Consider the following 22,337-nt stretch of genomic DNA (forward strand, 5'->3'; position numbering starts at 1 on the left):
TCGGGCACGCAATCAGGCGGCCTGCACGCGGAGATCGTTCCGCCCGCCGGCAATCGCCAGGAAGTTCGCCAGGATGGCGTGGCCGTGCTGCGAGGCAATGCTCTCGGGATGGAACTGCACCCCGAACAGCGGCAGGTCGCGATGGCGCAGGCCCATGATCACGCCGTCCCCGCCTTCCCCCGTGGTCCAGGCGGTCGGCACCAGGGCGTCCGGCAACGTTTCGGGCCGTACCGTAAGGCTGTGGTAGCGGGTCGCCTCGAACGGGCTCGGCAGGCCGGCGAACACGTCGGTGCCCTCGTGGCGCACCGGGCTGAGCTTGCCGTGCATCGGCGTCGCCGCGCGGACCACCTCGCCGCCGAACACCTGGCCGAGCGCCTGGTGGCCGAGGCAGACCCCGAGCAGCGGCACCCGTCCGGCGGCGGCCCGGATCAGGTCGCAGCAGATGCCTGCCTGGTCCGGCGCGCAGGGGCCGGGCGACAGCACGATGGCATCCGGCCGCAGCGCCATCGCCGCCTCGACGGTGAGCGCATCGTTGCGGCGGACGTCGCATTCCGCCCCCAGGTCACCGAGGAAGTGCACCAGGTTGAAGGTGAAGCTGTCGTAGTTGTCGATCAGCAGGATCATGACGTCACAGTGGGATTGGCGTTGTGCCCGGTCAATGTCGTCGCAGCTTCCGCCGCCCGCAGCAGCGCGCGCGCCTTCTGGCGGGTCTCCTCGTATTCCGCTGCCGGCACGCTGTCGGCCACCACGCCGCAGCCGGCCTGGACATGCATGACACCGCCCTGCAGCACCGCCATGCGCAGCCCGATGCAGGTATCCATGGTGCCGTCGGCGCCGAAATAGCCGATGCAGCCGGCGTACGGCCCGCGCCGGGTCGGCTCCATCTCGTCGATGATCTCCATGGCGCGGATCTTCGGCGCTCCGGTGAGCGTCCCGGCAGGAAAGCCCGCCACCAGGGCGTCGAGCGCGGTCAGCCCCGGCTTCAGCCTGCCCTGCACCGTCGAGGAGATGTGCATGACGTGGCTGAAGCGCTCGATTGCGAAGCTCTCCGTAACCCGCACGCTGCCGATCTCGGCGACCCGGCCCACATCGTTACGCCCGAGATCGATCAGCATCAGGTGCTCGGCGCGCTCCTTCGGATCGGCCAGCAGCTCGGCGGCAAGGCGCCGGTCCTCCGCCGGATCGGCGCCTCGCGGACGGGTGCCGGCGAGCGGGCGCACGGTGACGGTGCCGTCGCGCAGCCGGACCAGCACCTCGGGCGAGCTGCCGACCAGGCTGAAGCCCTCGAAATCGAGCAGGAACAGGAACGGCGACGGGTTGATGCGACGCAACGCGCGATAGAGCGCGATCGCCGGCGGCGCGAACGGCGTGGAGAAGCGCTGGCTGGGCACCGCCTGGAACACGTCGCCGGCGGCGATGTACTCCTGGATCCGCCGCACGACGTCCTCGAAGGCGTCGCGGGTGAAGTTCGAGGTCGGCTCGGCGGCCGCCGCCCCGCCCGGCGCCACGGGGGGGTGCGGCACCGGCAACGCCAGCGCAATCCTGGCGCGCTCCAGCAGCGCCTCGCCCTGCTCCACGGTGGCGCCGTCGCGCAGCGGCGCCGCCAGGGTCAGCTCGTCGCGCACGTTGTCGAAGATCGCGAACAGCGAGGGCCGCAGCAGCACCGCTTCCGGCAGGCCGAGATCGTCGTGCGGCGCATCCGGCAGGTGCTCCATCTGGCGCACCATGTCGTAGCCGACATAGCCGAACAGGCCGGCGGTCATCGGCGGCATGCCGTCCGGCAACTGCATCCGGTTGGCATCGATCAGGGCGCGCAGGCTGGCAAGCGGCGCCTCGCCGGTCTCGACGAACCCGGCGCCGGTACCGGCTGCCACCGCCACCCGGCCATGGTCGCAGCGCCACACCACGTCCGGCAGCAGCCCGATCACCGAATAGCGCCCACGCGCGGCGCCGCCCTCGATGCTTTCCAGCAGGAACGCGTTGCGTGCGGCACCCGGCAGCCGGCCGGTCAGCTTCAGGAACGCCGCCACCGGCGTCAGCAGGTCGGCCGGCTCGATGCTGGACGCGATGCGTCCCGGCGGCAGGGCCTCGCCCATCAGGGACCGACGACGCTGCGGATCGCCTGGGCGTTCAGCGTCGGCTGCTTGCGGCCGCGCAGCAGCGTCGCGTAGGCGACCTCGATATCGTTGGCGACCGAGCCGTCCAGGTTGGCCTGCAGCCGGTCATAGGCCATGCGGTTGGACGCCGGGTCGGGATGCTGCACGCCGGTGACGGTGGCGACCACGAAGCCGTCCGCGCCCGGCACCATCGTCGACTGGCCCACCTTCAGGCTGAAGGCGATCTGCCGCAGCTGGGGCGGGACACCTGCCGGCGGACCGCTGCGACCGAACGGCGGCTGGTGCACCAGCCCGGCGAGACCGGGTGTGCCTGCGGGCAGCTTCGCCAGCCCGCCGGCCTTGCGTGCCGCCGCGAACAAGGTCGCCGCCTGCTGCTCCGCCTGGCGCCTGCGCGCATCCGCCACCACCGCGTCTCGCACCCTGTCCTGCACGGCGGCGAACGGCAGGGCCGCCGCCGGGGTCACCTGCTCCACCGACAGGGCATATTCGGCATCGTCCGGTCCCTGCTTCAGCTCGGGCGGCGCACCTTGCTTCTGTGCGAACGCGGTGGCGATGATCGCCTGGCGCTGCGCATCGGTGCCGGGCAGCGGCGCCGGCTCGCCGGCCTGGGTCATGCCCTGGGCGTCCAGGGTGCCTTCCGCCGCCACCGCGCCGAGATCGGCCGGGACCTGGTCCAGGCCGGACCCGCTGGCGCCTCCACCCGCGATGACGTCCTGCAGCTTCTGCACGCGGTCGGCCAGCAGGTCGCGCACCCGGGCAGCGGCGATCTGGTCGTGCAGCGCCTGCCGGCTGTCCGCGAAGCTGTGCGTCACCGCCGGGTCGACTTTGGTGACCTTCAGCAGCACCCAGCCGGTCTCGGTCTTCAGCGGCCCGGCCACCTCGCCCGCCTTCGCGCCGAAGGCGAGGCTGCCCATCTCCGGCGACGGGAAGGTGGCCCGGGCCGCATCGTCCAGCGCCACCGGCACGCTGTCGGTGGCCGCCGCCTGCATCTGCGGCCAGCCGGCGCCGCCGCGCCACAGCGTCGCCAGCGCCTGCGCGCGGGCCTCGCTGGGCGCGGTGATCACCTGCACCGAGCGCTTCTCCGGCACCGAGCCGTTGTTGTTCTGCGCGCGGAACAGCGCCCGCTCGTCGGCCTCGGGAACGTCGATCGATCGCGCGATGGTCTGCGGCGACAGCAGCACCAGCTTGACACGGCGGTATTCCGGCGCCTGGAACTGCTGTGGGTGGTTGTCATAGTAACGCTGCAGCGTGCCCTGGTCGGGTGGAGCGGGCGCCGGTCCCGCCGCGAACGGGAACGACACCAGGTCGACCGTGCGGGTCTGGGCGGCGAAATCGTAGGCGTGGCGGACCAGCACCGCGGGCGCCTTGGCTCCGACCCGCAACGGTTCGACCAGCGCATTCGCGGTCAGGTCGTCGCGGAAGATCGACAGCACGCGCGCCTCGGTGAGGCGGTTCTGCTGCAGCCACGCATCGAAGCGGCTGCGCTGGAACTGCCCGTCGGGGCCCTTGAACAGCGGCAGGTCGAAGATGGTCTGGCGCAGGACGTCGTCCGGAACCACCAGCCCGAGCCGGGTCGCCTCGCGCAGCGCCTCCGCGCGCGACACCAGGCCCTGCAGCACCTGCATGGCGACCTGCGCCCGCTCCTGCTGCGGCAGGCTCGACGCATCGCCCCCGCTCTGCCGCGCCACCTGGTCGAGCTGCGCGTGGAAGGCGTTGTTGAAATCGTCGATGCCGATCTTGCGGTCGCCCACCGCGGCCACCGTGGAGGCGTCGGGCGCGCCGCCGAGCTTGGTGAAGAAGTCGCCGACGCCCCAGAGCACGAAGGCTGCGAAGATCAGCACGGCGAACGCCCGGCCGGCCCAGGAATCCACGAACAGGTGTCTGAAGTAGGTGATCATGTGGGATCCGGCGGCCGGCGAGCCGTGCTTGGCCCTGGGGTTCGAATGGGGGTCATGAGGCGGCGCACCATAGGGAGGGAGCCCGAGATTGACCAGCGGCAGCCCCTCATGGTCTATGCCCGCTTCCTTGGGAGTTGCGGCGCGGATGAGCGATGCGTCAGGCTCCCGATCGGAGCGGGAACTGCTGATGCGCCAGGTCATCGCCGGCAACTGGAAGATGAACGGGCTGACCGCGGATGCGGAGGCCCTGACGCAGGCCCTGCGCGACGGTCTCGTCAAGGCGCCGACCGGGGCCGTAGTCGTGGTGTTCCCGCCATTTACCCAGGTCGCGACCGTGGGACGCATCCTGGCCGGCAGCGGGATCGCCTGGGGCGGGCAGGATTGCCATATCGCCGAGCGCGGCGCGCATACCGGGGACATCGCGCCCGAAATGCTGCGCGACCTCGGCGCCACCCACGTCATCCTCGGCCACTCCGAACGGCGGCGTGACCATGGCGAACTCGACGAGACGGTGCGCGAGAAGACCGTGGCCGCCCTGAAGGCCGGGCTGATCCCGATCGTCTGCGTCGGCGAGAGCGAGGACCAGCGCGCCGGCGGCCAGCAGCAGGACACGGTCGGCTGGCAGATCAAGGGCAGCCTGCCGGACGGCTTCGGCGGCGCCGACGGCAGCGGCGGCATCGTCGCCTACGAGCCGGTCTGGGCGATCGGCACCGGGCGCACCGCCACGGTGGAGGACATCGCCGCGATGCACGGCTTCGTCCGTGCCGAGCTGGTCCGCCAGATGGGCGAGACCGCCGGACGCGGCATACGCATCCTGTACGGTGGCTCGGTGAATGCCGGCAACGCCGCCAGCATCCTGGCAGTACCCGAGGTGTCCGGCGCCCTGGTCGGGGGTGCGAGCCTGAAGCCGGCCGACTTCCTCACCATCGTGTCGGCCGCCACCGGCCACCCCGCCGCCTGATGCCGACCGGACACCCATGACCACCTTCCTGCTCATCCTGCACCTGCTCGTGACCCTCGCCCTGATCGGCACCGTGCTGATCCAGCGCAGCGAGGGCGGCGGACTGGGCATCGGCTCGACCCAGGGCATGGGGTCGTTCATGACCGGGCGCAGCACCGCCAACCTGCTGACCCGCACCACCGCGGTCCTCGCCGCGATCTTCATGGTGCTGTCGCTGGCGCTGGCCGTGCTGAACCGCGGCACCGCCGGTGTCGGCCGCGATATCCTGGCCCAGCCTGCGACGAGCACGAATGCGCCGACGGCAGCTCCGAAGGCGCCGGTCGCAGCGCCGAAGCCGACCGGTCCGACGGTTCCCACCCACTAGCCCGATGCGCTCGGACCACACAGGTCCGGAGTTCGATGTCGCCATCGTGGGCGCCGGCGCCGCCGGCCTCGCCGCCAGTGCGGTGCTACGCGCCGCCGGACGCCGCTGTATCCTGATCGAGGCCGGTGACCGGATCGGCGGACGCGCCCACACCCTGCATCCGGCGCTGCTGGGCGGCGCCTGCTTCGATACCGGCGCCACCTGGCTGCACGCGGCCGAACGCAACCCGCTGGTCGCCCTCGCCCGACGCCGCGGCATCGCACTGGAGCCGGCCTTCCGGGGCGGCCGGCGGCTGCTGGTTGCTGGCCGGACCGCTTCCGACGCCGAGCAGGCCGCCTACGAGAGCTCGCGCGCAGCCTGGGAGGCGCTGGTGACGGCGCGGGCCGGCGGGCCGGATTGCACGCTCTCCGAGGCCGGATCGGCGCGCGCCGGCGATCCCTGGACCGCCAGCATCGAGAACTGGGACGGCGCCATCATCGCCGCCGCCGACGCCGGCGAGCTCAGCCTGCATGACTGGCATCGAAACGTCCTGGACGACGACAATCTCAGCCCGCCGGATGGCGTCGGCACGCTGCTCGAAACCCTGCTCGGGCCGCTGGCGGGGCCGGCCCGGCTTGCCACGCCCGTCCGCGGCATCGCCTGGGGTGGCACCGGCTGCGTCCTGCGGTGCGACGGCGCTTGCCTGACCGCGCGCGCGGTCATCGTCACGGTTTCGACCGGCGTGCTGCGCTCCGGGCACATCGCCTTCGAGCCGGAGCTGCCGCCCGACATCCTCGACGCCATCGACGGCCTGCCGATGGGCCTGCTGAGCAAGCTTGCCCTGCCGGCGGCGGCACCGGTCGGCGCCATCGAGGACGACACCCTGGTCGAGCGGCAGGTTCCGGAGAGAGGCGACCCCGGCATGCTGGTCTCGGTGCGGCCGCACGGCCTGGGGTATGTGGCCGGCTTCTTCGGCGGCCGCCACGCCTGGTCGCTGGCCGACCGGCCCGAGGCGGCGCTGGCCGAGGCGCGCGCCATCCTGCGCGAGGCCGACTCCGACGCTGAGCCGGGTGCAGGCGGCCTGGTGACCGGATGGGGCACCGATCCGTTGTTTGGCGGTGCCTACGCCTACTGCCGCCCCGGCCGGGCCGGATCGCGCGCAGCCCTGTCGAGGCCGCTCTGCGACGGGCGGCTCTCGTTCGCCGGAGAGGCCTGCCGCGCCGACGGCCTTGCCGGCACCGTCGGCGGCGCCATGCTCGACGGCGAGCGCGCGGCGCAAGCGGTGCTGCGGTGCATCATTGGGTTGCATTCCGTGCCTTCCCTTGCGGCCCTTGGCTAGACCGAGGGTTCACGGCCCGACCTGCGCAGTGTAGGACGAACGCCCATGACGCGGTTCGTATTCATCACCGGCGGCGTGGTCTCCTCCCTCGGCAAGGGTATCGCGTCTGCGGCACTCGCGGCCCTGATGCAGGCGCGCGGCTACAAGGTCCGGCTGCGCAAGCTGGATCCGTATCTCAACGTCGATCCCGGGACGATGAGCCCGTACCAGCACGGCGAGGTGTTCGTCACCGACGACGGCGCCGAGACCGACCTCGATCTCGGGCATTACGAGCGCTTCACCGGCGTGCACGCGACGCGCGCCGACAACGCCACCACCGGGCGGATCTATTCCGACGTGATCGCGCGCGAGCGCCGTGGCGACTATCTCGGCGCCACCGTGCAGGTGATCCCGCACATCACCGACGCCATCAAGGAAGCCATCGTCGCCGACACCGCCGACCTCGATTTCGCGCTGATCGAGATCGGCGGCACCGTCGGCGACATCGAGAGCCTGCCGTTCCTGGAAGCGATCCGGCAGATGCGAAACGACCTCGGCGCCGAGCGCACCATGTTCATCCACCTCACCCTGGTGCCATGGATCGCATCCGCCGGCGAACTCAAGACCAAGCCGACGCAGCACTCCGTCAAGGAGCTGCAGAATGTCGGCATACAGCCGCAGATGCTGTTGTGCCGCTCGGACCGGCCGATCCCCGAGGGCGAGCGACGCAAGATCGCCAATTTCTGCAACGTGCGTCCGGAGGCCGTGGTGCCGGCGCTCGACGTGGATACGATCTACGCCTGCCCGATCTCGTATCACGAGGAGGGCATGGATACCGAGGTGCTGCGCCATTTCGGCCTGCCGCACGACGGCGAGCCCGACCTGTCGGGCTGGCACCGGGTGCTGGACGCCATGCGCAACCCGGAGGGCGAGGTGCGCATCGCGGTGGTCGGCAAGTACACCTCCCTGCTCGACAGCTACAAGTCGCTCAACGAGGCGCTGATCCATGGCGGCATCGCCAGTCGCGTGCGCGTGCATCTCGATTGGGTGGACAGCCAGATCTTCGAGCAGGACGGCGCCCTGGAGCGGCTGCAGGACGTGCACGGCATCCTGGTGCCGGGCGGCTTCGGCGAGCGCGGCTCGGAGGGCAAGATCGAGGCGGTACGGTTCGCCCGCGAGCGCGGCATCCCGTTCCTGGGCATCTGCTTCGGCATGCAGATGGCGGTGATCGAATGTGCCCGCAACCTCGCCGGCCTGCCGCAGGCCTCCTCCACCGAGTTCGGTCCGACCGACGAGCCGGTGGTCGGGCTGATGACCGAGTGGGCGCGCGGCGACGAACTCGAGTTGCGGCGCGATGGCGGCGATCTCGGCGGCACCATGCGGCTCGGCGCCTATCCGGCGGTGCTGAAGGAGGGCTCGCGGGTGGCGGCGACGTATGGCGCGACCACCGTTTCGGAGCGCCACCGTCATCGCTGGGAGGTCAACATCCACTATCGCGAGCGTCTCGAGGCGGCCGGGCTGGTGTTCTCCGGGCTGAGTCCGGACGGGGTGCTGCCGGAGATCGTCGAGTACCCGCGCCATCCTTTCTTCATCGGCGTGCAGTATCATCCGGAACTCACGTCCAAGCCGTTCGCTCCGCATCCGTTGTTCCGCGGCTTCATCGAGGCCTCCGTCAGGAAAGCCCGGCTGGTATGAGGCATTCGCCGTGACGGCCTTACGGATTGGCGCCCTGGAGGTCGGCAACGACCGGCCGTTCACGCTGATTTCGGGGCCGTGCCAGATCGAGAGTGCTTCGCATGCCGACGAGATGGCCGGAGCCCTGCACGAGCTCTGCAGCCGGCTCGGCATCGGGCTGATCTACAAGAGCAGCTTCGACAAGGCGAACCGCACCAGCCTGGGGGCGGCGCGCGGCATTGGCATGCAGGCCGGGCTGCAGATCCTGTCCGACGTCCGCCGGAAGTTTGGCATACCCGTGCTGACCGACGTGCACGCGGCCGAGCAGTGCCGGATTGCCGCCGAGGCGGTCGACGTGCTGCAGATCCCGGCCTTCCTGTGCCGGCAGACCGACCTGCTGCTGGCGGCCGGTGAGAGCGGCGCCGCCGTCAACGTCAAGAAGGGGCAGTTCCTGGCGCCGTGGGACATGGCCAACGTCGCCGCCAAGATCGCCTCCACCGGCAACACACGCATCCTGCTGACCGAACGCGGCACCTCGTTCGGCTACAACACCCTGGTCAACGACATGCGTGCGCTCCCGATCATGGCGCAGACGGGCTACCCGGTAGTGTTCGACGCCACCCATTCGGTGCAGCAGCCAGGCGCCCTCGGCGGTGCTTCCGGCGGACAGCGTGAATTTGCCCCGGTGCTGGCCCGGGCGGCGGTCGCGGTCGGCGTGGCGGCGGTCTTCATCGAGACCCACCAGGATCCCGACCACGCCCCCAGCGACGGGCCGACGATGATCCCGTTCCGGGACATGCAGGCGGTACTCGAGCGGCTTCTGGCCTTCGACCGCATTGCCAAGGGCTGACGTGTCAACGATGGCAACAGGAGACGGCGATGAGTGGTGTTTTCGGTAATCTGCTTGGACAGCTTGGCGGCATGCTGGGCGGCAGCTCGAACGCGCAGGCAGGCGCGGGCGGACTGCTCTCGACGGTGATCAACGATGCCGGCGGCCCGGCTGGCATCCTGGCGAAATTCCAGCAGTCCGGCCTCGGCGCCCAGGCGGAGAGCTGGGTCGGCAACGGCCACAACCTGCCGGTATCGCCGGAGCAGATCTCCCAGGTGTTCCCGCCTGAGCAGCTCGATGCCTGGGCGCAGCAGCACGGCCTGCCCGCCGGGATGGCGTCGCAGGTGCTGGCGCATTTCCTGCCGCATGCGGTGGACGCCACCACGCCACAGGGCACCGTACCGCCCCAGGGCGACGTGCAGGGTCCGGGCGGCAGCGGTGCCGGCGGCTTCGATTTCGCCGGCCTGATCGGCAGGCTCGGCGGTCTCGGAAAGTAATCCGGCCGGCCGGCCCGGCCAGGGCCGGCAACCCGTCTTGAAATCGACACAACCGGGATGGACCATGGGCTGCTCCGGCGAGACCGGGGCAGCCCCCGCAGAAGGATCATGACCATGCGCGCCTATGGCACTTCCGGCCTGTTCCTCGGAGCCGCCCTCGCCGTTGCCGGCCTCGCTGCCGCCCCGGCGCACGCGCTGAGCACCAAGGAGTGCAGCGTCAAGTATCAGGCGGCAAAATCCGCCGGCAGCCTCAACGGCGAGACCTGGAAGACCTTCCGCGCCAAGGAGTGCGCCACCGGCGCGCCGTCTGGTGCCACGTCCAATGCGACCCCGGCGGCCAGCGACACGGTGGCGCCGGCGCTCAGGTCCAGCAGCGCCGCGCCGGCGGCAGCTTCCGGTGCGGCGGTCTTTCCGAACGTGGTCGACCCGAAATACGCCAAGGAGAGCGCGGGCAAGGCGCGTATGCACACCTGCCTCGACCAGTATCACGCCAACAAGGCCGGCACCGGCAACGGCGGCATGAAGTGGATCCAGAAAGGCGGGGGCTACTACAGCCAATGCACCAGGAAGCTTAAGGGCTGAGCCGCAGCACACGCCTGCAAGGCAGCCATGCGACTGCGAAGGTCGCATGGCAAACCGCTGAGTCTATGCCTGATTGCCCGTAACCCTCGCGTGGCTTCGCCAAGCCACACGGTCAGGTGACGGATCCCTGGTTGAACGTCAGCGCCCAGATACGAGTTAGCCAGGCCGACGTTGATGGCTGGGCACGATTTGAATGGCAGACTTGGTTCCCGATCAGGAGCATCCACTGGCGCGGCAGTTCCGCGGCTTCATCGAGGATAGCGGTTTCCCGTGCGTCGGCGCCAAATCGGCCCTGGCGCGTGGACAGATGAACATCATGGTTGCCCGAGACCTGCGCTCGGCCTGGGATGACCTGCGTATCTATCCCGAGCTGCTGCAGTTCATCGACGAATACCGCCGCGACAATACCCTGTTCCGCAGTTTCGCGGTGCTGTTCGAGGAGCCGGGCGGGCTCGGCGAGGACGAATTCGAACGCCATCTCTGGGATCGCGTGCAGTCGCTTTCCGACAAGGACCAGTGGTTCGGCGAGACCTACGACAACAGGGTCAGCAGCAGTCCCGACGATCCGCATTTCTCGCTCAGCTTCGGTGGCGAGGCCTTCTTCGTGGTCGGGCTGCATCCGGGCGCCAGCCGGGCGGCGCGCCGCTTCGACCGGCCGGTCCTGGTGTTCAACATGCACGACCAGTTCGAGCGGCTGCGGGCGGAGGGACGGTACGAGCGCCTGCGCCGCACCATCCTAGACCGCGACGTGGCGCTGGACGGCTCGATCAACCCGATGCTGGCGCAGCACGGCGAGGTATCGGAGGCGCGTCAATATAGCGGACGCGCGGTCGGCAACGACTGGGCCTGTCCGTTCCGCAGGCCCGGGGAGCGCGACGATGCCGCATGACGGCCTGCCGGCCGGGATACATGAGATCCCGCCGCGCTCCGGGGTCGCCTTCACTCTCGAGGCCGGCCAGGTGCTGACGGTGATCGACCCCAGGGGCGAGCAGGTCGCGGACCTCCTGGCCTTCAACCGGCATGACCTCGACGAGGTGATCTCCTCGGGTCGGACCCTCGACTATGCGAGCCGGCTGTTCCTGACCACCGGGGATCCGCTCTATTCGAACCGCAGCAACGTCATGCTGCGCATCGTCGAGGACCAGGTAGGGCGGCACGACTTCCTGCTCACGCCCTGCTCGGCCGACACCTTCCGGATCATCTATGGCGACACCCATCCGCATCGCGGCTGCTTCGGCAACCTGGCGGATGCGCTAGGGCCCTACGGTATCGGACCCGACCGCATCCCGATTGCCTTCAACGTCTTCATGAATGTCCGTGTCGACGGCGACACCGGCGCGCTCACCGTGGCGCCGCCGCTCAGCCGCGCAGGCGACTACGTGAGGTTCCGGGCCGAGCAGGACCTGGTGGTCGGCCTGACCGCCTGCTCCGCTCTGCAGTCCAACAACCACAGCTTCAAGCCGATCCACTACCGGATCGACTGACTTCAGAAGATCCGGTCGAGCAGCACCGTCATCAGGCAGATCAGCACCACCGCGGTAAGCACCCAGCGCAGCGCCATGTAAGCCGCCGGCACCGCGCCGCGTCGTTGCGCCTGCTGCTCGACCATGGTGGTCACCGCGAAGCCCACCACCAGCAGCGCCACCGCCACGAGCGGGGACGACACCAGCGGGATCAGCAGTGCCGCCCAGCCTATCAGAGACGGGATGACCCCCAGCGCCAGACGCTTGCGGTCGGTCGACGGGCGCGTCGGCTCGACCAGACCAGGCGCCGGCTCCAGTGCGAAACCCCAGTGCACGCCGCCAAGAAATGCCAGGATGACGGCGCCGTAGTCGATCAGCGCCATCACCAGGCGTGGCACCGGCACCTCGCCGGGGAACAGCAGGATGCCGATCGTGCAGCCGAGGAACGGCAGCAGCCCGGCGACGCCGAGCACCACAGCCACGATGGGAAGTCGCCTGATCACCTTGTTCTCCTGCCTGGCATGGGCTGCCAACGCCCGCCGGTGCCCCGGGGATGCCGGACGCGCCGGTGTTGCGATCGTCGCCGGACGGTCTTGCGATCCTCGCGGTAAGATGCAAGTTGGCCGGCAACAGAACGGATGACCGGACCATGAGCGCGATCACCGATATCACCGCCCGCCAGATCCTCGACAGCCGCGGCAACCCGACCGTCGAGGTCGATATCGAGCTGTCCTCCGGCGCAACCGGCCGGGCCGCGGTGCCCTCCGGCGCCTCCACCGGCGCGCACGAGGCCGCCGAGCTGCGCGACGGCGATGCGTCGCGCTATGGCGGCAAGGGCGTGCTGAAGGCGGTCGAGTTCGCCGAGGGCGAGATCCTGGACGCCCTGCAGGGTGCGGAATCCACCGACCAGGTCGCCATCGACAACGCGATGATCGACCTCGACGGCACGCCCAACAAGTCGCGCCTGGGCGCCAATGCGATCCTCGCGGTCTCGCTCGCGGTGGCCAAGGCGAGCGCCAACGAACTCGGCGTGCCACTGTACCGCTATGTCGGCGGCGTGTTCGCCCGCACCCTGCCGGTGCCGATGATGAACATCGTCAATGGTGGCCAGCACGCCGACAACCCGATCGACATCCAGGAATTCATGGTGCAGCCGGTCGGTGCGCCGACGCTGGCGGACGCCGTGCGCATGGGTTCGGAGATCTTCGCCCAGCTCAAGAAGGGCCTGAAGGCGGCCGGCCACAATACCAATGTCGGCGACGAGGGCGGCTTCGCGCCGGGCCTGAAATCCGCCGACGAGGCGCTGGCCTTCATCAGCACCGCGGTCGAGAAGGCCGGCTACCGCCCGGGCGACGACGTCACCTTCGCGCTCGATTGCGCCGCCACCGAGTTCTACCGCGATGGCCGCTACGAGATGACCGGCGAAGGCAAGTCGTTCGACAGCGCCGGCATGGTGGCCTACCTCGCGGACCTCGCCGCGCGCTATCCGATCGTCTCGATCGAGGACGGCCTCGCCGAGGATGACTGGGAAGGCTGGGCGCACCTCACCAGCGTGCTGGGCGGCAAGCTGCAGCTGGTCGGCGACGACCTGTTCGTGACCAACCCGGAGCGCCTGCGCCGCGGCATCGCGGCGCACACCGCGAACTCGATCCTGGTCAAGGTGAACCAGATCGGCACGCTGTCGGAGACGCTGGAAGCGGTCGAGCTGGCGCACAAGGCGGGCTATACCGCGGTGATGAGCCACCGTTCCGGCGAGACCGAGGACGCCACCATCGCCGACCTCGCGGTCGCCACCAATTGCGGCCAGATCAAGACCGGTTCGCTGTCACGGTCGGACCGCACGGCCAAGTACAACCAGCTCATCCGCATCGAGCAGGAGCTCGGTTCGGCTGCCCGCTACGCCGGCCGCACCATCCTCAGGCACTGAGACGCGACCCGCGGGCGCTAGCGCGTCCGCAGGTCGAGGCGGAGCGTCATGCAGTAGGCGCCGCCGCCGGACAGGATGAACGGGTCGAGCGCCACCGGGCTCACGGTGTAGCCGCGCTCGCGCAGCACGCCGACCAGCCGCTCCGCCGGCGTCGCCATGACGACGCTGCGGTCGAGTGCCACCGCGTTGACGCAGAAGCGGGCTGCGTCGTCGTCGCTGGCCTCGATCAGCAGGTCGGCGGACACGGTATCGCGGATGAGCGCGTTGCCCTCCCGCGAGAACGCCCGTGGGTAGTACAGCACCTCGCCACCTGGCAACACGCAGAAGCAGGTGTCGAGGTGGTAGAAGCGGTCGGTCGCCAGCTCCAGCCGCCGCACCTCGATGTCGAAGGTCTCGGCGATGAAGGCCGGTGCTCCGGGGGAGGAGCGCGGGCCGTAGCCGGTCCAGGCGAGCTTGCGGGTACGGTCCCAGATGCAGTCGCCGGCGCCCTCCTGGGTCATGCCGGCCGGAAGCGTGATGACCTCGTCGATCAGGCCGCGGGCGACGAAGCCTTCGAAGGCCGCGCGGAATGCCGGCGCCTCGCCCTGTCGCTGCGGATGGCGGAACCGCGCCAGCAGCGCCCGGCGGTCCAGCACGATGCCGCCGTTGGCGGGAAACACCATGTCAGGCAGCCCGGCCACCCCGTCCACGATCTCGACCTGCGCCCCGGCGGCCCGCAACGCCTCGCCCAGTGAAGCGAAAGCGGATTGCGCCTCCCGCCGGTGGCCATCCGGATCCTCCGCCCAGACCCCGGGCTGCATCCAGGGGTTGATGGTGTAGGACACGTCGTAGTGCGACGGCTCGACCAGGAGGAAGGTGGGAGCCAGGAAGGTGGCAGGCCGAGAGGCGGGTATGGCTGTGGTCATGCGTGAAGACGGCTCCGATCGAGGTGGGGCGCTCTGCCGGCTCCCGTAGCAGGATTTTCTCACGCCGGCGTGAAATTGCGCTTGCGGAGCTGCTCGGGGTTCGTGAAAAGTCGCAATCGCGTCGGGCCTGCTGGGCCAGGCAGGAAGTCCCTGCAATCAAGGGTGTGCGGCATGAGCTTCAAACGATCGATGAAGCGCAGGCTGAAAGCCGGTTGCGCGCCGGCGTTTTTCCTGGGTCTGGTGGCATACTTCTCGTGGAATGCCACCCAGGGCGCCCATGGGCTGCGGAGCTATTCCGACCAGCTGCACCTGCTGGCCCGGGCGGAGGATGGCAAGGCGGCGGCGATCGCCGAGCAGGCCGCCTGGACGCAGCGGGTGTCTGGCCTGCGCGATCGCGCCCTCGATGCCGACACGCTCGACGAACGCTCGCGCGCGATGCTTAACCTCGCGGACCCGAACGACATCGTGGTGCCGTACGGCGCGAACAACCGCCTGTATTGATCGACGCGGGCCGGAAGTCCGGCCCGCCAAGGCCGCCGGTGCCTACTTGATCTTGGCTTCCTTGAACGCGACGTGCTTGCGCGCGACGGGATCGTACTTGCGCAGTTCCATCTTGCCGGTCTGCGCCCGGGCGTTCTTCTTGGTGACGTAAAAATAGCCGGTGTCCGCGGTGGACACGAGCCGGATCTGGATGGTGTTGGACTTGGCCATGGAAAACCCCGCAACTGCGGCCCCGCTGCACCATGCCGGCGCCAGAGGCTCAAGGAGCGCGAAATGGCGCGTAGTGGCTTGCGAGGTCAAGAGCAAACCTGACATGCGATGCTGCTTCCCGCCCTGCGGATCTGCGCATCCATGCTGAGCGTAGCCGAAGCGCGTAGCCGCATCATCGACGGCCTGCGTCCGACCGGCCTCGAGCAGGTCATGCTCGATGCCGCCCTCGGCCGGGTCGCGGCGCGTCCGCTGGAGGCCCGGCTGTCTAATCCGCCGGCGGACATCTCGGCGATGGACGGCTACGCGGTGCGCGCCGGCGACACCGTGCCCGGCAGCGTCCTCGCCGTCGTCGGCACCGCGCCGGCCGGGCACCCGTTCACCGGGCGGGTCGATCCGGGAAGCTGCGTGCGGCTGTTCACCGGCAGCCTGCTGCCCGACGGGGCCGACACGGTGCTGATCCAGGAGAACGCGACCCGCGACGGCGATCGGGTGACGGTGAACGAGGCCGTCGCCGTGGGCCGCCACATCCGGCGCATGGGGCAGGATTTCCTTGTTGGCGACACGGTGGTCCCGGCCGGCCGCAAGCTCGGCGCCCGCGATATCGGGGTTTCCGCGGCGGCGAACCGGCCCTGGATCACCTGCCACCGCCGCCCGGTGATCGCCGTGCTGGCGACCGGTGACGAAATCGCCCTGCCGGGCGAGCCGATCCCGCCGGGCGGCATCGCCAACTCCAATACCCCGATGCTCGCCGCCGCCATCCGGGCCGCTGGCGCCGAACCCCTGGTGCTGCCGCCGGCGCGCGACAGCATCGCCGCGATCGCGGGCAGCCTCGACGGCCTGCGCTGCGACATGCTGGTGACCATCGGCGGCGCCAGCGTCGGCGACTACGACCTGGTGCAGGCGGGCCTCGCCGAGCGCGGCTTCGCCATCGACTTCTGGAAGATCGCGATGCGCCCGGGCAAGCCGCTGATGCATGGCACCGTCGGCGGCACGCCGGTGCTCGGACTGCCCGGCAACCCGGTCTCCGCCCTGGTCTGCGCCGTGCTGTTCCTGTTGCCGGCGATCGGCCGCCTGTCGGGCGACAGCGCGGCACAGCCGGAGATCGAGACCGCCCGGCTCGGCGCGGCACTTCCGGCCAACGACCAGCGCGCCGACCATCTGCGAGCCTCCATCTCACGCGATGACGCCGGCGACCTGCTGGTGGTGCCGTTCCCGCGCCAGGACTCGGGCATGCTGCGCCGGCTCGCGCTCTCCGAGGCGCTGGTCCTGCGCGCGCCGCACGCCGCCGCCGCCGCCGCCGGCGACCGGGTCGACATCATCAGGCTCGACCGGCTGGGGTTGTAGGCCCGGCTGGAACCGTAGGCATCACAGCGGGCGGCTTGACGCGATAACCGGAACCTATATAGAACATTCAGGCCGGTTTCCTGTTTTGTTCAGGGGCCCGGCAAGGCGTGGCTGGCCCCGCGGGGGGTCGGCTCGCCGATGGCGATCGACCGATGGGATGTCTCGATGCTCACGCGCAAGCAGCACGAATTGCTCGGCTTTATCGATCGTCACCTCAAGGAGACCGGCTTCTCGCCCAGCTTCGACGAGATGAAGGACGCGCTGAACCTGCGGTCGAAGTCCGGCATCCACCGCCTGATCTCCGCGCTCGAGGAGCGCGGCTTCCTGAGCCGCAGGCATCATCGCGCCCGCGCGCTGGAGGTGTTGCGCCTACCGGAGCAGCCCGGCACGGCGGCCGAGGCCGTTGGCCTGACGGTTCCGGAGCCGGTTGCAGCCGGGCCGGTCGGAGTGGGGCCGGTTGCTGCGGAGACCGGCGCGACCGAGGCCGGCGCCTTTTCGCCGAATGTCATACGCGGCGATTTCAGCCAGCGGCTTCCCGGCGTACGCGCGGCCGCCGATGCCGGCGCGGTGCAGCTGCCGCTGTATGGCAGGATCGCCGCCGGCCTGCCGATCGAGGCCCTGCGCGACACCGGCAACCACGTCCAGGTGCCGATGTCGCTCCTCGGCGGCGGCGAGCACTATGCCCTCGAGGTTGCCGGCGACTCCATGATCGAGGCGGGCATCTTCGACGGCGACACGGTCATCATCCGCAAGGAGGAGACCGCGGAGAACGGCCAGATCATCGTCGCCCTGATCGACGACCAGGAGGTTACGCTCAAGCGCCTGCGCCGCCGCGGCAATGCCATCGCACTGGAGCCAGCCAACGCGCGCTACGAGACCCGCATCGTGCCGGTCGATCGGGTGCGCGTGCAGGGACGTCTCGTGGGTCTGATGCGCCGCTACTGAACGCCCAGGGCCAGGAGCGATTCCAGGGTCGGCATCAACGCCGCTGCGGCCTCGACAGATGCGGCGTCCACCCGGTCGAGCATCGGCACCTCCGCCAGCACCCGTACCTTCCCGTGCCGTTCGATCGCCTCCCGGTTGCCCGGTGTCGGCGGCCCGCTGAGGATCACCCCCAGGACCGGCAGGTCGCGCGCCCGCAACGCCTCGAGGCTGAGCAACGTGTGGTTGATGGTGCCGAGCGTGCTCGATGCCACCAGCACCACCGGCAGCCGCAGCCGCGCGATCAGGTCGATCATCAGCTCGCCGTCGGCGATCGGCACCATCAGACCGCCGGCACCCTCGACCACCAGCGGCCCATCCATTGTGGCGGGTAGCCGGATCGAGGCGGCGTCGATGGCGACACCCTCCAGGCGTGCGGCGGCCTCCGGAGACAGCGGCGCACGCAGGACATGGGTTGGCGGCAACAGACGCCCAGGCGGCAGGCCGGCGAGCTGCACGACCGTGACGCTGTCGGCCACGTCGTCATCGATCCCGGTCTGCAGCGGCTTCCAGTAGGACGCCTGCCACGCCCGCACCAGGCAGGCCGCCACCAGGGTCTTGCCGATGCCGGTGCCGGTGCCGGTGACGAACACCCCGCGCCGGCTGGAGCGGCGGAACAGCCCGATGCCGATGCAATAACTGGCAGTGGCGCCGTGCTCGCGCTCGAAACGGCGCAATGACCGACGCAGCGCCAGCGGATCGGCCGGGCGCAGACCCTCCCGGCCAAGATCGGCCCCGATGCCGCGCAGGCCGCGCAGGAAATCCATGCCGCTCGCATGCGCCTGCAGCACCGTCTCGACCGACCATGCTCCATGACCACCGCCGGGCCATTCGGTCTGCAGCTGCCCGGCGGTCGGCAAGTCCAAGCCGGCCGGCTGCAGCCTCTCCGCTCGTAGCGCGGCATGCCAGGACGCCAGGCTTCCCGCGCACAACGTCGAGACGGCGAGGACACCGTCCGGGGCCAGCAACGCCGCCAGGCGGCCGAGCGTGAGCTCGCGATCAAGGAACCACTGCATCGCGAGGCTGCCGCAGATGAGGTCGTAGCCACCGCGCACCGCCGGCTGCTCCGCATCCATCACCAGATACCGCGGCCGATGGACCGGACGGGCTCGTGCCAGTGCGTCGCGAGCGCGGTCCAGCATCGCCGGCGACAGGTCGGTCACCGTCCACTCCGCTTCGATGCCCGACCCGGCAAGGCGACGCTGCAGCGCCTCCGTCAGCAGGCCGGTGCCGGCCCCGATCTCGAGGACGCGCAGCTTCCGCCCCGGCGCCGCCGGCCCACAGCCGGTGACGACGATGCGGTCGGCAAGCCGCGCCGCCGCCCACCGCTGCACCACCGCATGGCGCGCGTAGCGATCCGAGGCGTTGCCGAACCGCTCGCCGATCGCTTGCTTGCGGCTCATCGAAGCACGCCCAGCAGGTCGCGTATGGCGTCCGCACAGGCGCCCGGATGCGTCAGCGGCAGCAGATGGCCGCCACCCTCCACCCAGCGCAGCGATTGCAGGCCGGCGAAGCTGTCCCGGGTCATCGCCGACGTCACGATCGGATCGTCCGAACCGGCAAGAGCCAGAACCGGGCAACGCAGGGCGGCAAGGGCCGCACGTCCATCGCCCTCCCGCAACAGGCGCAAGCCAGCCGCGAGCGACGATACCTCCGGCGCCTCCACCCCGCCCCGGGGTGAAAGCCAGCCGCAGCGCTCGCGGAACGCCGCGACCGTCGCCCCGGGCTCCTGCGACAGCCGCTGCGCCATGCGCCGCAAAACGCGCGGGTCGATGCCCGCCGGAAAATCCGGGCCCGCCGTCATCCGGGTGAAGCCGTTGATCGCCACCAGCCCGACCATGCCGGGCGGCGGCTCCAGCAACAGCCGCAGCACCCCGAGCGAATGGCCGACCGCCAGCACCGGCGTGGCGCCCGCCCCGCCACCAGAGGGCGGCAGGCCGGCCCGGGCAAGCTCCGCCCGCACCCCGTCCCACACCCCGGCCGGCATTGCCCAGCCGTTCTCGAAGCGCAGCCGCGGTGTCACGCCGCCTCGCGCAGGCAGCCCGGCAACAGCTCGATCAGCCGCCCGATCGCCGCCTCGTCGTGCAGCGCGCTGAGCGCGAAGCGGAGCCGCGAGGTGTTCGCGGGCACCGTCGGCGGCCGGATGGCGGTCGTCAGCACGCCTTCGCGTTCCAGCGCGGCACTGGCCGCCAGCGCGCGCTCCGGAGGCCCCAGCAGCGCCGGCACGATCTGTGTCGTCGACCCGGCGGTGCCGATGCCGAGATCGAGCAGGACGGCACGCAGCCGGGCAGACTGGGTGGCCAGATGCGCGCGCTCGTCCTCCATCCCCGGCAGCAGGTCGAGGGCTGCGTCGATGGCGCCCAGCACCGGCGGCGGCAGGGCGGTACTGTGGATGAAGCCGGAGCAGCTGTTGACCAGCAGGTCGCAGAGCGGACGCGAGCCGGCGACATAGGCGCCGAAGCTGCCGAACGCCTTGCTCAGGGTGCCCATGACGCAATCGATGCCCTCGATCCCCGCCGCCAGCCCGCGCCCGCCCGGGCCCAGTACGCCGGTGGCATGGGCCTCGTCGACGAACAGGAAGGCTTCGTGCGCCTGCGCCAGGGTGGCCAGCCGGGTCAGGTCTGCGCGGTCGCCATCCATGCTGAACACGCTCTCGGTGATGATGAAGCGTGTGCCGCTCGCCTGCCGCCGGCTGGCCAGCAGGCGCTCGAGATGGTCGAGATCGTTATGCCGATAGCGGATCTGGCGCACGCCGGCGGCGGCACAGCCCTGGTGCAGGCTGGCGTGGTTGAGCCGGTCGGTGAACACCAGCGGCTCACCCCGCCCCTCCCCTTGGCCCGCGCCCGATGCGGCCCGCAGCAGCGCCGGCAGCACCGCGGCATTGGCCTGCCAGCCGGACGCGAACAGCAGCGCCGCATCACACTTCTTGAAGGCGGCGAGCCTCGCCTCGACCTGGACGTGCGCCTGCAGGGTGCCGCTGACCAGGCGCGACGCCCCGGCGCCGGTGCCGTAGAGCCGGGTCCACTCGACCGCGCGCGCGATCACCGCGGGGTGCTGCGACAGCCCGAGATAGTCGTTGCCGGAGAGATTGAGCAGCGTTCGCCCGTCCAGGCGCAGCCGGCCGGCGCCGTCCGGGTGCACGGCGCGCGGGCTACGGCGCAGCGAGCGGTCGGACAACGCCTGCAGTGCGTCCTCGAACAGCCTGTCGAACCTCGATCCCACGACCGCGACGATGCCGGCGCTAGGGCAGCATCCGATCAACTGGGATCGCCCTGCGATACCAGGTGTCGGACAAAGCTGCTCGACCAGGCGAGGAGCAGATCATGAGCGATCGGATCATGCTCTAGCCTGCACGGGCCCAGCGGGCGGTGGCCTCGTCGTCGGCCGGGCGTGCCTCGACCCAGGCCGTGCGGCCATCGGCGAAGATCTCCTGCTTCCAGAACGGCGCAGCCGTCTTCAGCCAGTCGATCATGAAGCCGGTGGCATCCAGCGCCGCCTGGCGGTGGCGCGACGCCGCCAGCACCAGCACGATCGGGGCGCCGACCGGCAGCCGGCCGATGCGGTGGATCACAGTGCAGCCGAGCAGCGCGAATCGCTGCAGGGCGGTCTCCGCCACGCCGGCGATCGCGCGCTCGGTCATGCCGGGATAATGCTCCAGCACCAGGGCCCGCAGCGCGTCGCCGGCCTCGCCGCCGCCGCGCACGATGCCGATGAAGCTGGCGAGCCCACCCGCTCCCATCCCGGCCAGCGCCGCGATCTCCGCACCGGTATCGAACGGCGCCTCCTGGACGGCGATCCGGATCATCAGCCGCCGGTCACCGGTGGGAAGAATGCGACCTCGTCGCCACCGCGCACCGGCGTGCCATCACCGGCGAACTTCTGATTCACCGCGGCGCGCACCCGGCCGCCGGCGTTGAAGATGCCCTCGAACGCCGGGTCGCTCGCCCGAAGCCACGCCCGCAGCCCGGCCACGTCGACGACCCCGGCGGGAAGGTCGAGGTTGTCCTCGCCGCGGCCGAGCCGGTCCTTTAGCCAGGCGAAATAGAGTATGTGCAGGGAGGTGGCGGAGGCAGGCATGCGGACGGGACCGGACAGTGACGGTCTCTATTTAGGCGTCCCGTTGACGGTCTGCACGCTGCCATCCGGACCGATGACGGTGCTGGTGCCGTCGCCGTTCGGGATCACGATCGGACGCGCCACCCCATCGCTACCGGTCGGCTTTGCGGACGGGTGCGGCGGCTTGCCGGCTGCACTGACGGTCGGGTCGGCAAGGCTGCCGCCGGCGCCACCGAAGCCGTCATAGGCATTCGAACTGCCGGACGGGCCGCCCTCCGACGTCACACCGTGCTCGATGGCGTCGTTCTCACCCATCCCCATGCTACCGCCGTCGCGCAGCCCCGGGGCACCGCCGGACAGTGGCGAGCGCGACCCGCCGCCGCTGCCGCCGCCGAGGCCATCGCCCTGCTCCTTCGAGACATCCGACAGGGTGGGCAGCGGCTGCGGCGGCCCGGGCCAGACGTTGCCGCGCTCCGGCAGCAGCGGCGCCTCGTCGAACCGGTGACCCTCCGAGCGGATCTTGTTCTCGCTCAGGCCGGACGGCAGGTTCGGATTCATGCCCGGCAGCGTGACGGTATCGTGGAAGAACTTGCCGAGGCCCGAGCAGCCTCCGAGCAGCAGAACCGACGGAAGCACCAACCTGCAAAGCAATGCAGAACGCCGCATTTCATAATCCCCTCGCGGCGTCGCCACCGCTCCCGGCGGCAAAGTGCCCGTCCGGCCTGCAATCC

Annotated in this window: 25 protein-coding genes; 13 read left to right on the plus strand and 12 right to left on the minus strand. The window is 70.4% G+C overall.

What is annotated here, in order from left to right:
- Nucleotides 1-12 precede the first annotated feature (12 nt).
- The 3 genes from FE263_RS01305 to FE263_RS01315 are packed head-to-tail and all read right to left on the minus strand — an operon-like array spanning nucleotide 13 to nucleotide 4,015.
- Nucleotides 13-624: an anthranilate synthase component II gene (locus FE263_RS01305; protein WP_138324147.1), complete on the minus strand. Its 612-nt coding sequence runs from the start codon at nucleotides 622-624 to the stop codon at nucleotides 13-15.
- Nucleotides 621-2,096, minus strand: coding sequence for an anthranilate synthase component I (gene trpE / locus FE263_RS01310; protein WP_138324148.1), 1,476 nt, complete (start codon nucleotides 2,094-2,096; stop codon nucleotides 621-623). Before trpE ends, FE263_RS01305 begins: the two co-directional genes overlap by 4 nt.
- Nucleotides 2,096-4,015 (minus strand): peptidylprolyl isomerase, encoded by a 1,920-nt coding sequence (locus FE263_RS01315; RefSeq protein WP_138324149.1) that lies wholly within the window; start codon nucleotides 4,013-4,015, stop codon nucleotides 2,096-2,098. Before FE263_RS01315 ends, trpE begins: the two co-directional genes overlap by 1 nt.
- Before the next feature lie 187 nt (nucleotides 4,016-4,202).
- Here FE263_RS01315 and tpiA point away from each other — a divergent pair, with 187 nt between their 5' ends.
- The 9 genes from tpiA to FE263_RS01360 all read left to right on the plus strand — a co-directional run bounded on the left by tpiA (nucleotide 4,203) and on the right by FE263_RS01360 (nucleotide 11,703).
- The gene (gene tpiA / locus FE263_RS01320) at nucleotides 4,203-4,976 is read left to right on the plus strand and encodes a triose-phosphate isomerase (protein WP_138324869.1); all 774 of its coding nucleotides are present in this window, start codon (nucleotides 4,203-4,205) and stop codon (nucleotides 4,974-4,976) included.
- Nucleotides 4,977-4,992: 16 nt separating this feature from the next.
- Entirely contained in the window at nucleotides 4,993-5,340 is a 348-nt protein-coding gene (gene secG, locus FE263_RS01325) for a preprotein translocase subunit SecG (RefSeq protein ID WP_138324150.1), read from the plus strand.
- 4 nt (nucleotides 5,341-5,344) lie between these two features.
- Entirely contained in the window at nucleotides 5,345-6,658 is a 1,314-nt protein-coding gene (locus tag FE263_RS01330) for a flavin monoamine oxidase family protein (RefSeq protein WP_171033877.1), read from the plus strand.
- Between the two features lie 45 nt (nucleotides 6,659-6,703).
- The gene (locus tag FE263_RS01335) at nucleotides 6,704-8,332 is read left to right on the plus strand and encodes a CTP synthase (protein WP_138324152.1); all 1,629 of its coding nucleotides are present in this window, start codon (nucleotides 6,704-6,706) and stop codon (nucleotides 8,330-8,332) included.
- A gap of 10 nt (nucleotides 8,333-8,342) precedes the next feature.
- Nucleotides 8,343-9,161, plus strand: a complete 819-nt coding sequence (kdsA, locus tag FE263_RS01340; RefSeq protein WP_138324153.1) for a 3-deoxy-8-phosphooctulonate synthase — start codon at nucleotides 8,343-8,345, stop codon at nucleotides 9,159-9,161.
- A 29-nt stretch (nucleotides 9,162-9,190) separates the two neighbouring features.
- Entirely contained in the window at nucleotides 9,191-9,637 is a 447-nt protein-coding gene (locus FE263_RS01345; protein WP_138324154.1) for a YidB family protein, read from the plus strand.
- Nucleotides 9,638-9,745: 108 nt separating this feature from the next.
- Entirely contained in the window at nucleotides 9,746-10,219 is a 474-nt protein-coding gene (locus tag FE263_RS01350) for a hypothetical protein (protein ID WP_408886125.1), read from the plus strand.
- A 193-nt stretch (nucleotides 10,220-10,412) separates the two neighbouring features.
- Complete coding sequence (gene gntA, locus FE263_RS01355; protein WP_138324155.1) at nucleotides 10,413-11,108, plus strand: guanitoxin biosynthesis heme-dependent pre-guanitoxin N-hydroxylase GntA; 696 nt, start codon at nucleotides 10,413-10,415, stop codon at nucleotides 11,106-11,108.
- Complete coding sequence (locus FE263_RS01360) at nucleotides 11,098-11,703, plus strand: DUF1989 domain-containing protein (RefSeq protein WP_138324156.1); 606 nt, start codon at nucleotides 11,098-11,100, stop codon at nucleotides 11,701-11,703. Before gntA ends, FE263_RS01360 begins: the two co-directional genes overlap by 11 nt.
- A gap of 2 nt (nucleotides 11,704-11,705) precedes the next feature.
- On the opposite strand, the gene FE263_RS01365 is transcribed toward FE263_RS01360, so the two are convergent.
- Nucleotides 11,706-12,185, minus strand: coding sequence for a DUF3429 domain-containing protein (locus FE263_RS01365; RefSeq protein ID WP_171033878.1), 480 nt, complete (start codon nucleotides 12,183-12,185; stop codon nucleotides 11,706-11,708).
- Between the two features lie 146 nt (nucleotides 12,186-12,331).
- On the opposite strand from FE263_RS01365, the gene eno reads away from it, so the two are divergent.
- Nucleotides 12,332-13,609, plus strand: coding sequence for a phosphopyruvate hydratase (gene eno / locus FE263_RS01370; protein WP_138324158.1), 1,278 nt, complete (start codon nucleotides 12,332-12,334; stop codon nucleotides 13,607-13,609).
- A 17-nt stretch (nucleotides 13,610-13,626) separates the two neighbouring features.
- On the opposite strand, the gene FE263_RS01375 is transcribed toward eno, so the two are convergent.
- Nucleotides 13,627-14,514, minus strand: coding sequence for a dimethylarginine dimethylaminohydrolase family protein (locus FE263_RS01375; RefSeq protein WP_138324159.1), 888 nt, complete (start codon nucleotides 14,512-14,514; stop codon nucleotides 13,627-13,629).
- Between the two features lie 171 nt (nucleotides 14,515-14,685).
- On the opposite strand from FE263_RS01375, the gene FE263_RS01380 reads away from it, so the two are divergent.
- On the plus strand, nucleotides 14,686-15,015 hold the full coding sequence (locus FE263_RS01380; protein WP_138324160.1) for an FtsB family cell division protein: 330 nt from the start codon (nucleotides 14,686-14,688) through the stop codon (nucleotides 15,013-15,015).
- A 42-nt stretch (nucleotides 15,016-15,057) separates the two neighbouring features.
- Here FE263_RS01380 and rpmG read toward each other — a convergent pair whose 3' ends face one another.
- The gene (gene rpmG, locus FE263_RS01385; RefSeq protein ID WP_138324871.1) at nucleotides 15,058-15,225 is read right to left on the minus strand and encodes a 50S ribosomal protein L33; all 168 of its coding nucleotides are present in this window, start codon (nucleotides 15,223-15,225) and stop codon (nucleotides 15,058-15,060) included.
- Nucleotides 15,226-15,366: 141 nt separating this feature from the next.
- Between rpmG and FE263_RS01390 the strand changes: the two genes are divergently transcribed.
- Both FE263_RS01390 and lexA read left to right on the plus strand, forming a co-directional pair.
- Nucleotides 15,367-16,569, plus strand: coding sequence for a molybdopterin molybdotransferase MoeA (locus FE263_RS01390; RefSeq protein ID WP_138324161.1), 1,203 nt, complete (start codon nucleotides 15,367-15,369; stop codon nucleotides 16,567-16,569).
- Nucleotides 16,570-16,734: 165 nt separating this feature from the next.
- Complete coding sequence (gene lexA, locus FE263_RS01395) at nucleotides 16,735-17,514, plus strand: transcriptional repressor LexA (RefSeq protein WP_138324162.1); 780 nt, start codon at nucleotides 16,735-16,737, stop codon at nucleotides 17,512-17,514.
- Here lexA and bioD read toward each other — a convergent pair.
- The 6 genes from bioD to FE263_RS01425 all read right to left on the minus strand — a co-directional run bounded on the left by bioD (nucleotide 17,508) and on the right by FE263_RS01425 (nucleotide 22,242).
- A complete protein-coding gene (gene bioD, locus FE263_RS01400; protein WP_138324163.1) occupies nucleotides 17,508-18,953 on the minus strand; it encodes a dethiobiotin synthase in 1,446 nt (481 codons plus the stop codon). The genes lexA and bioD overlap by 7 nt on opposite strands.
- Nucleotides 18,950-19,573: an alpha/beta fold hydrolase gene (locus tag FE263_RS01405; RefSeq protein ID WP_205880227.1), complete on the minus strand. Its 624-nt coding sequence runs from the start codon at nucleotides 19,571-19,573 to the stop codon at nucleotides 18,950-18,952. The genes bioD and FE263_RS01405 overlap by 4 nt, the downstream gene beginning before the upstream one ends.
- Complete coding sequence (locus FE263_RS01410) at nucleotides 19,570-20,772, minus strand: aminotransferase class I/II-fold pyridoxal phosphate-dependent enzyme (protein ID WP_205880228.1); 1,203 nt, start codon at nucleotides 20,770-20,772, stop codon at nucleotides 19,570-19,572. The genes FE263_RS01405 and FE263_RS01410 overlap by 4 nt, the downstream gene beginning before the upstream one ends.
- A 121-nt stretch (nucleotides 20,773-20,893) precedes the next feature.
- Nucleotides 20,894-21,358 (minus strand): molybdenum cofactor biosynthesis protein MoaE, encoded by a 465-nt coding sequence (locus FE263_RS01415; protein WP_240759006.1) that lies wholly within the window; start codon nucleotides 21,356-21,358, stop codon nucleotides 20,894-20,896.
- Nucleotides 21,355-21,627: a molybdopterin converting factor subunit 1 gene (gene moaD / locus FE263_RS01420; RefSeq protein WP_138324165.1), complete on the minus strand. Its 273-nt coding sequence runs from the start codon at nucleotides 21,625-21,627 to the stop codon at nucleotides 21,355-21,357. Before moaD ends, FE263_RS01415 begins: the two co-directional genes overlap by 4 nt.
- Nucleotides 21,628-21,654: 27 nt before the next feature.
- Nucleotides 21,655-22,242: a hypothetical protein gene (locus FE263_RS01425; protein ID WP_240758933.1), complete on the minus strand. Its 588-nt coding sequence runs from the start codon at nucleotides 22,240-22,242 to the stop codon at nucleotides 21,655-21,657.
- Nucleotides 22,243-22,337 lie beyond the last annotated feature (95 nt).

The organism is Lichenicoccus roseus (genome assembly GCF_005844085.1).
In the GTDB taxonomy this organism is placed as follows: Bacteria; Pseudomonadota; Alphaproteobacteria; order Acetobacterales; family Acetobacteraceae; genus Lichenicoccus; species Lichenicoccus roseus.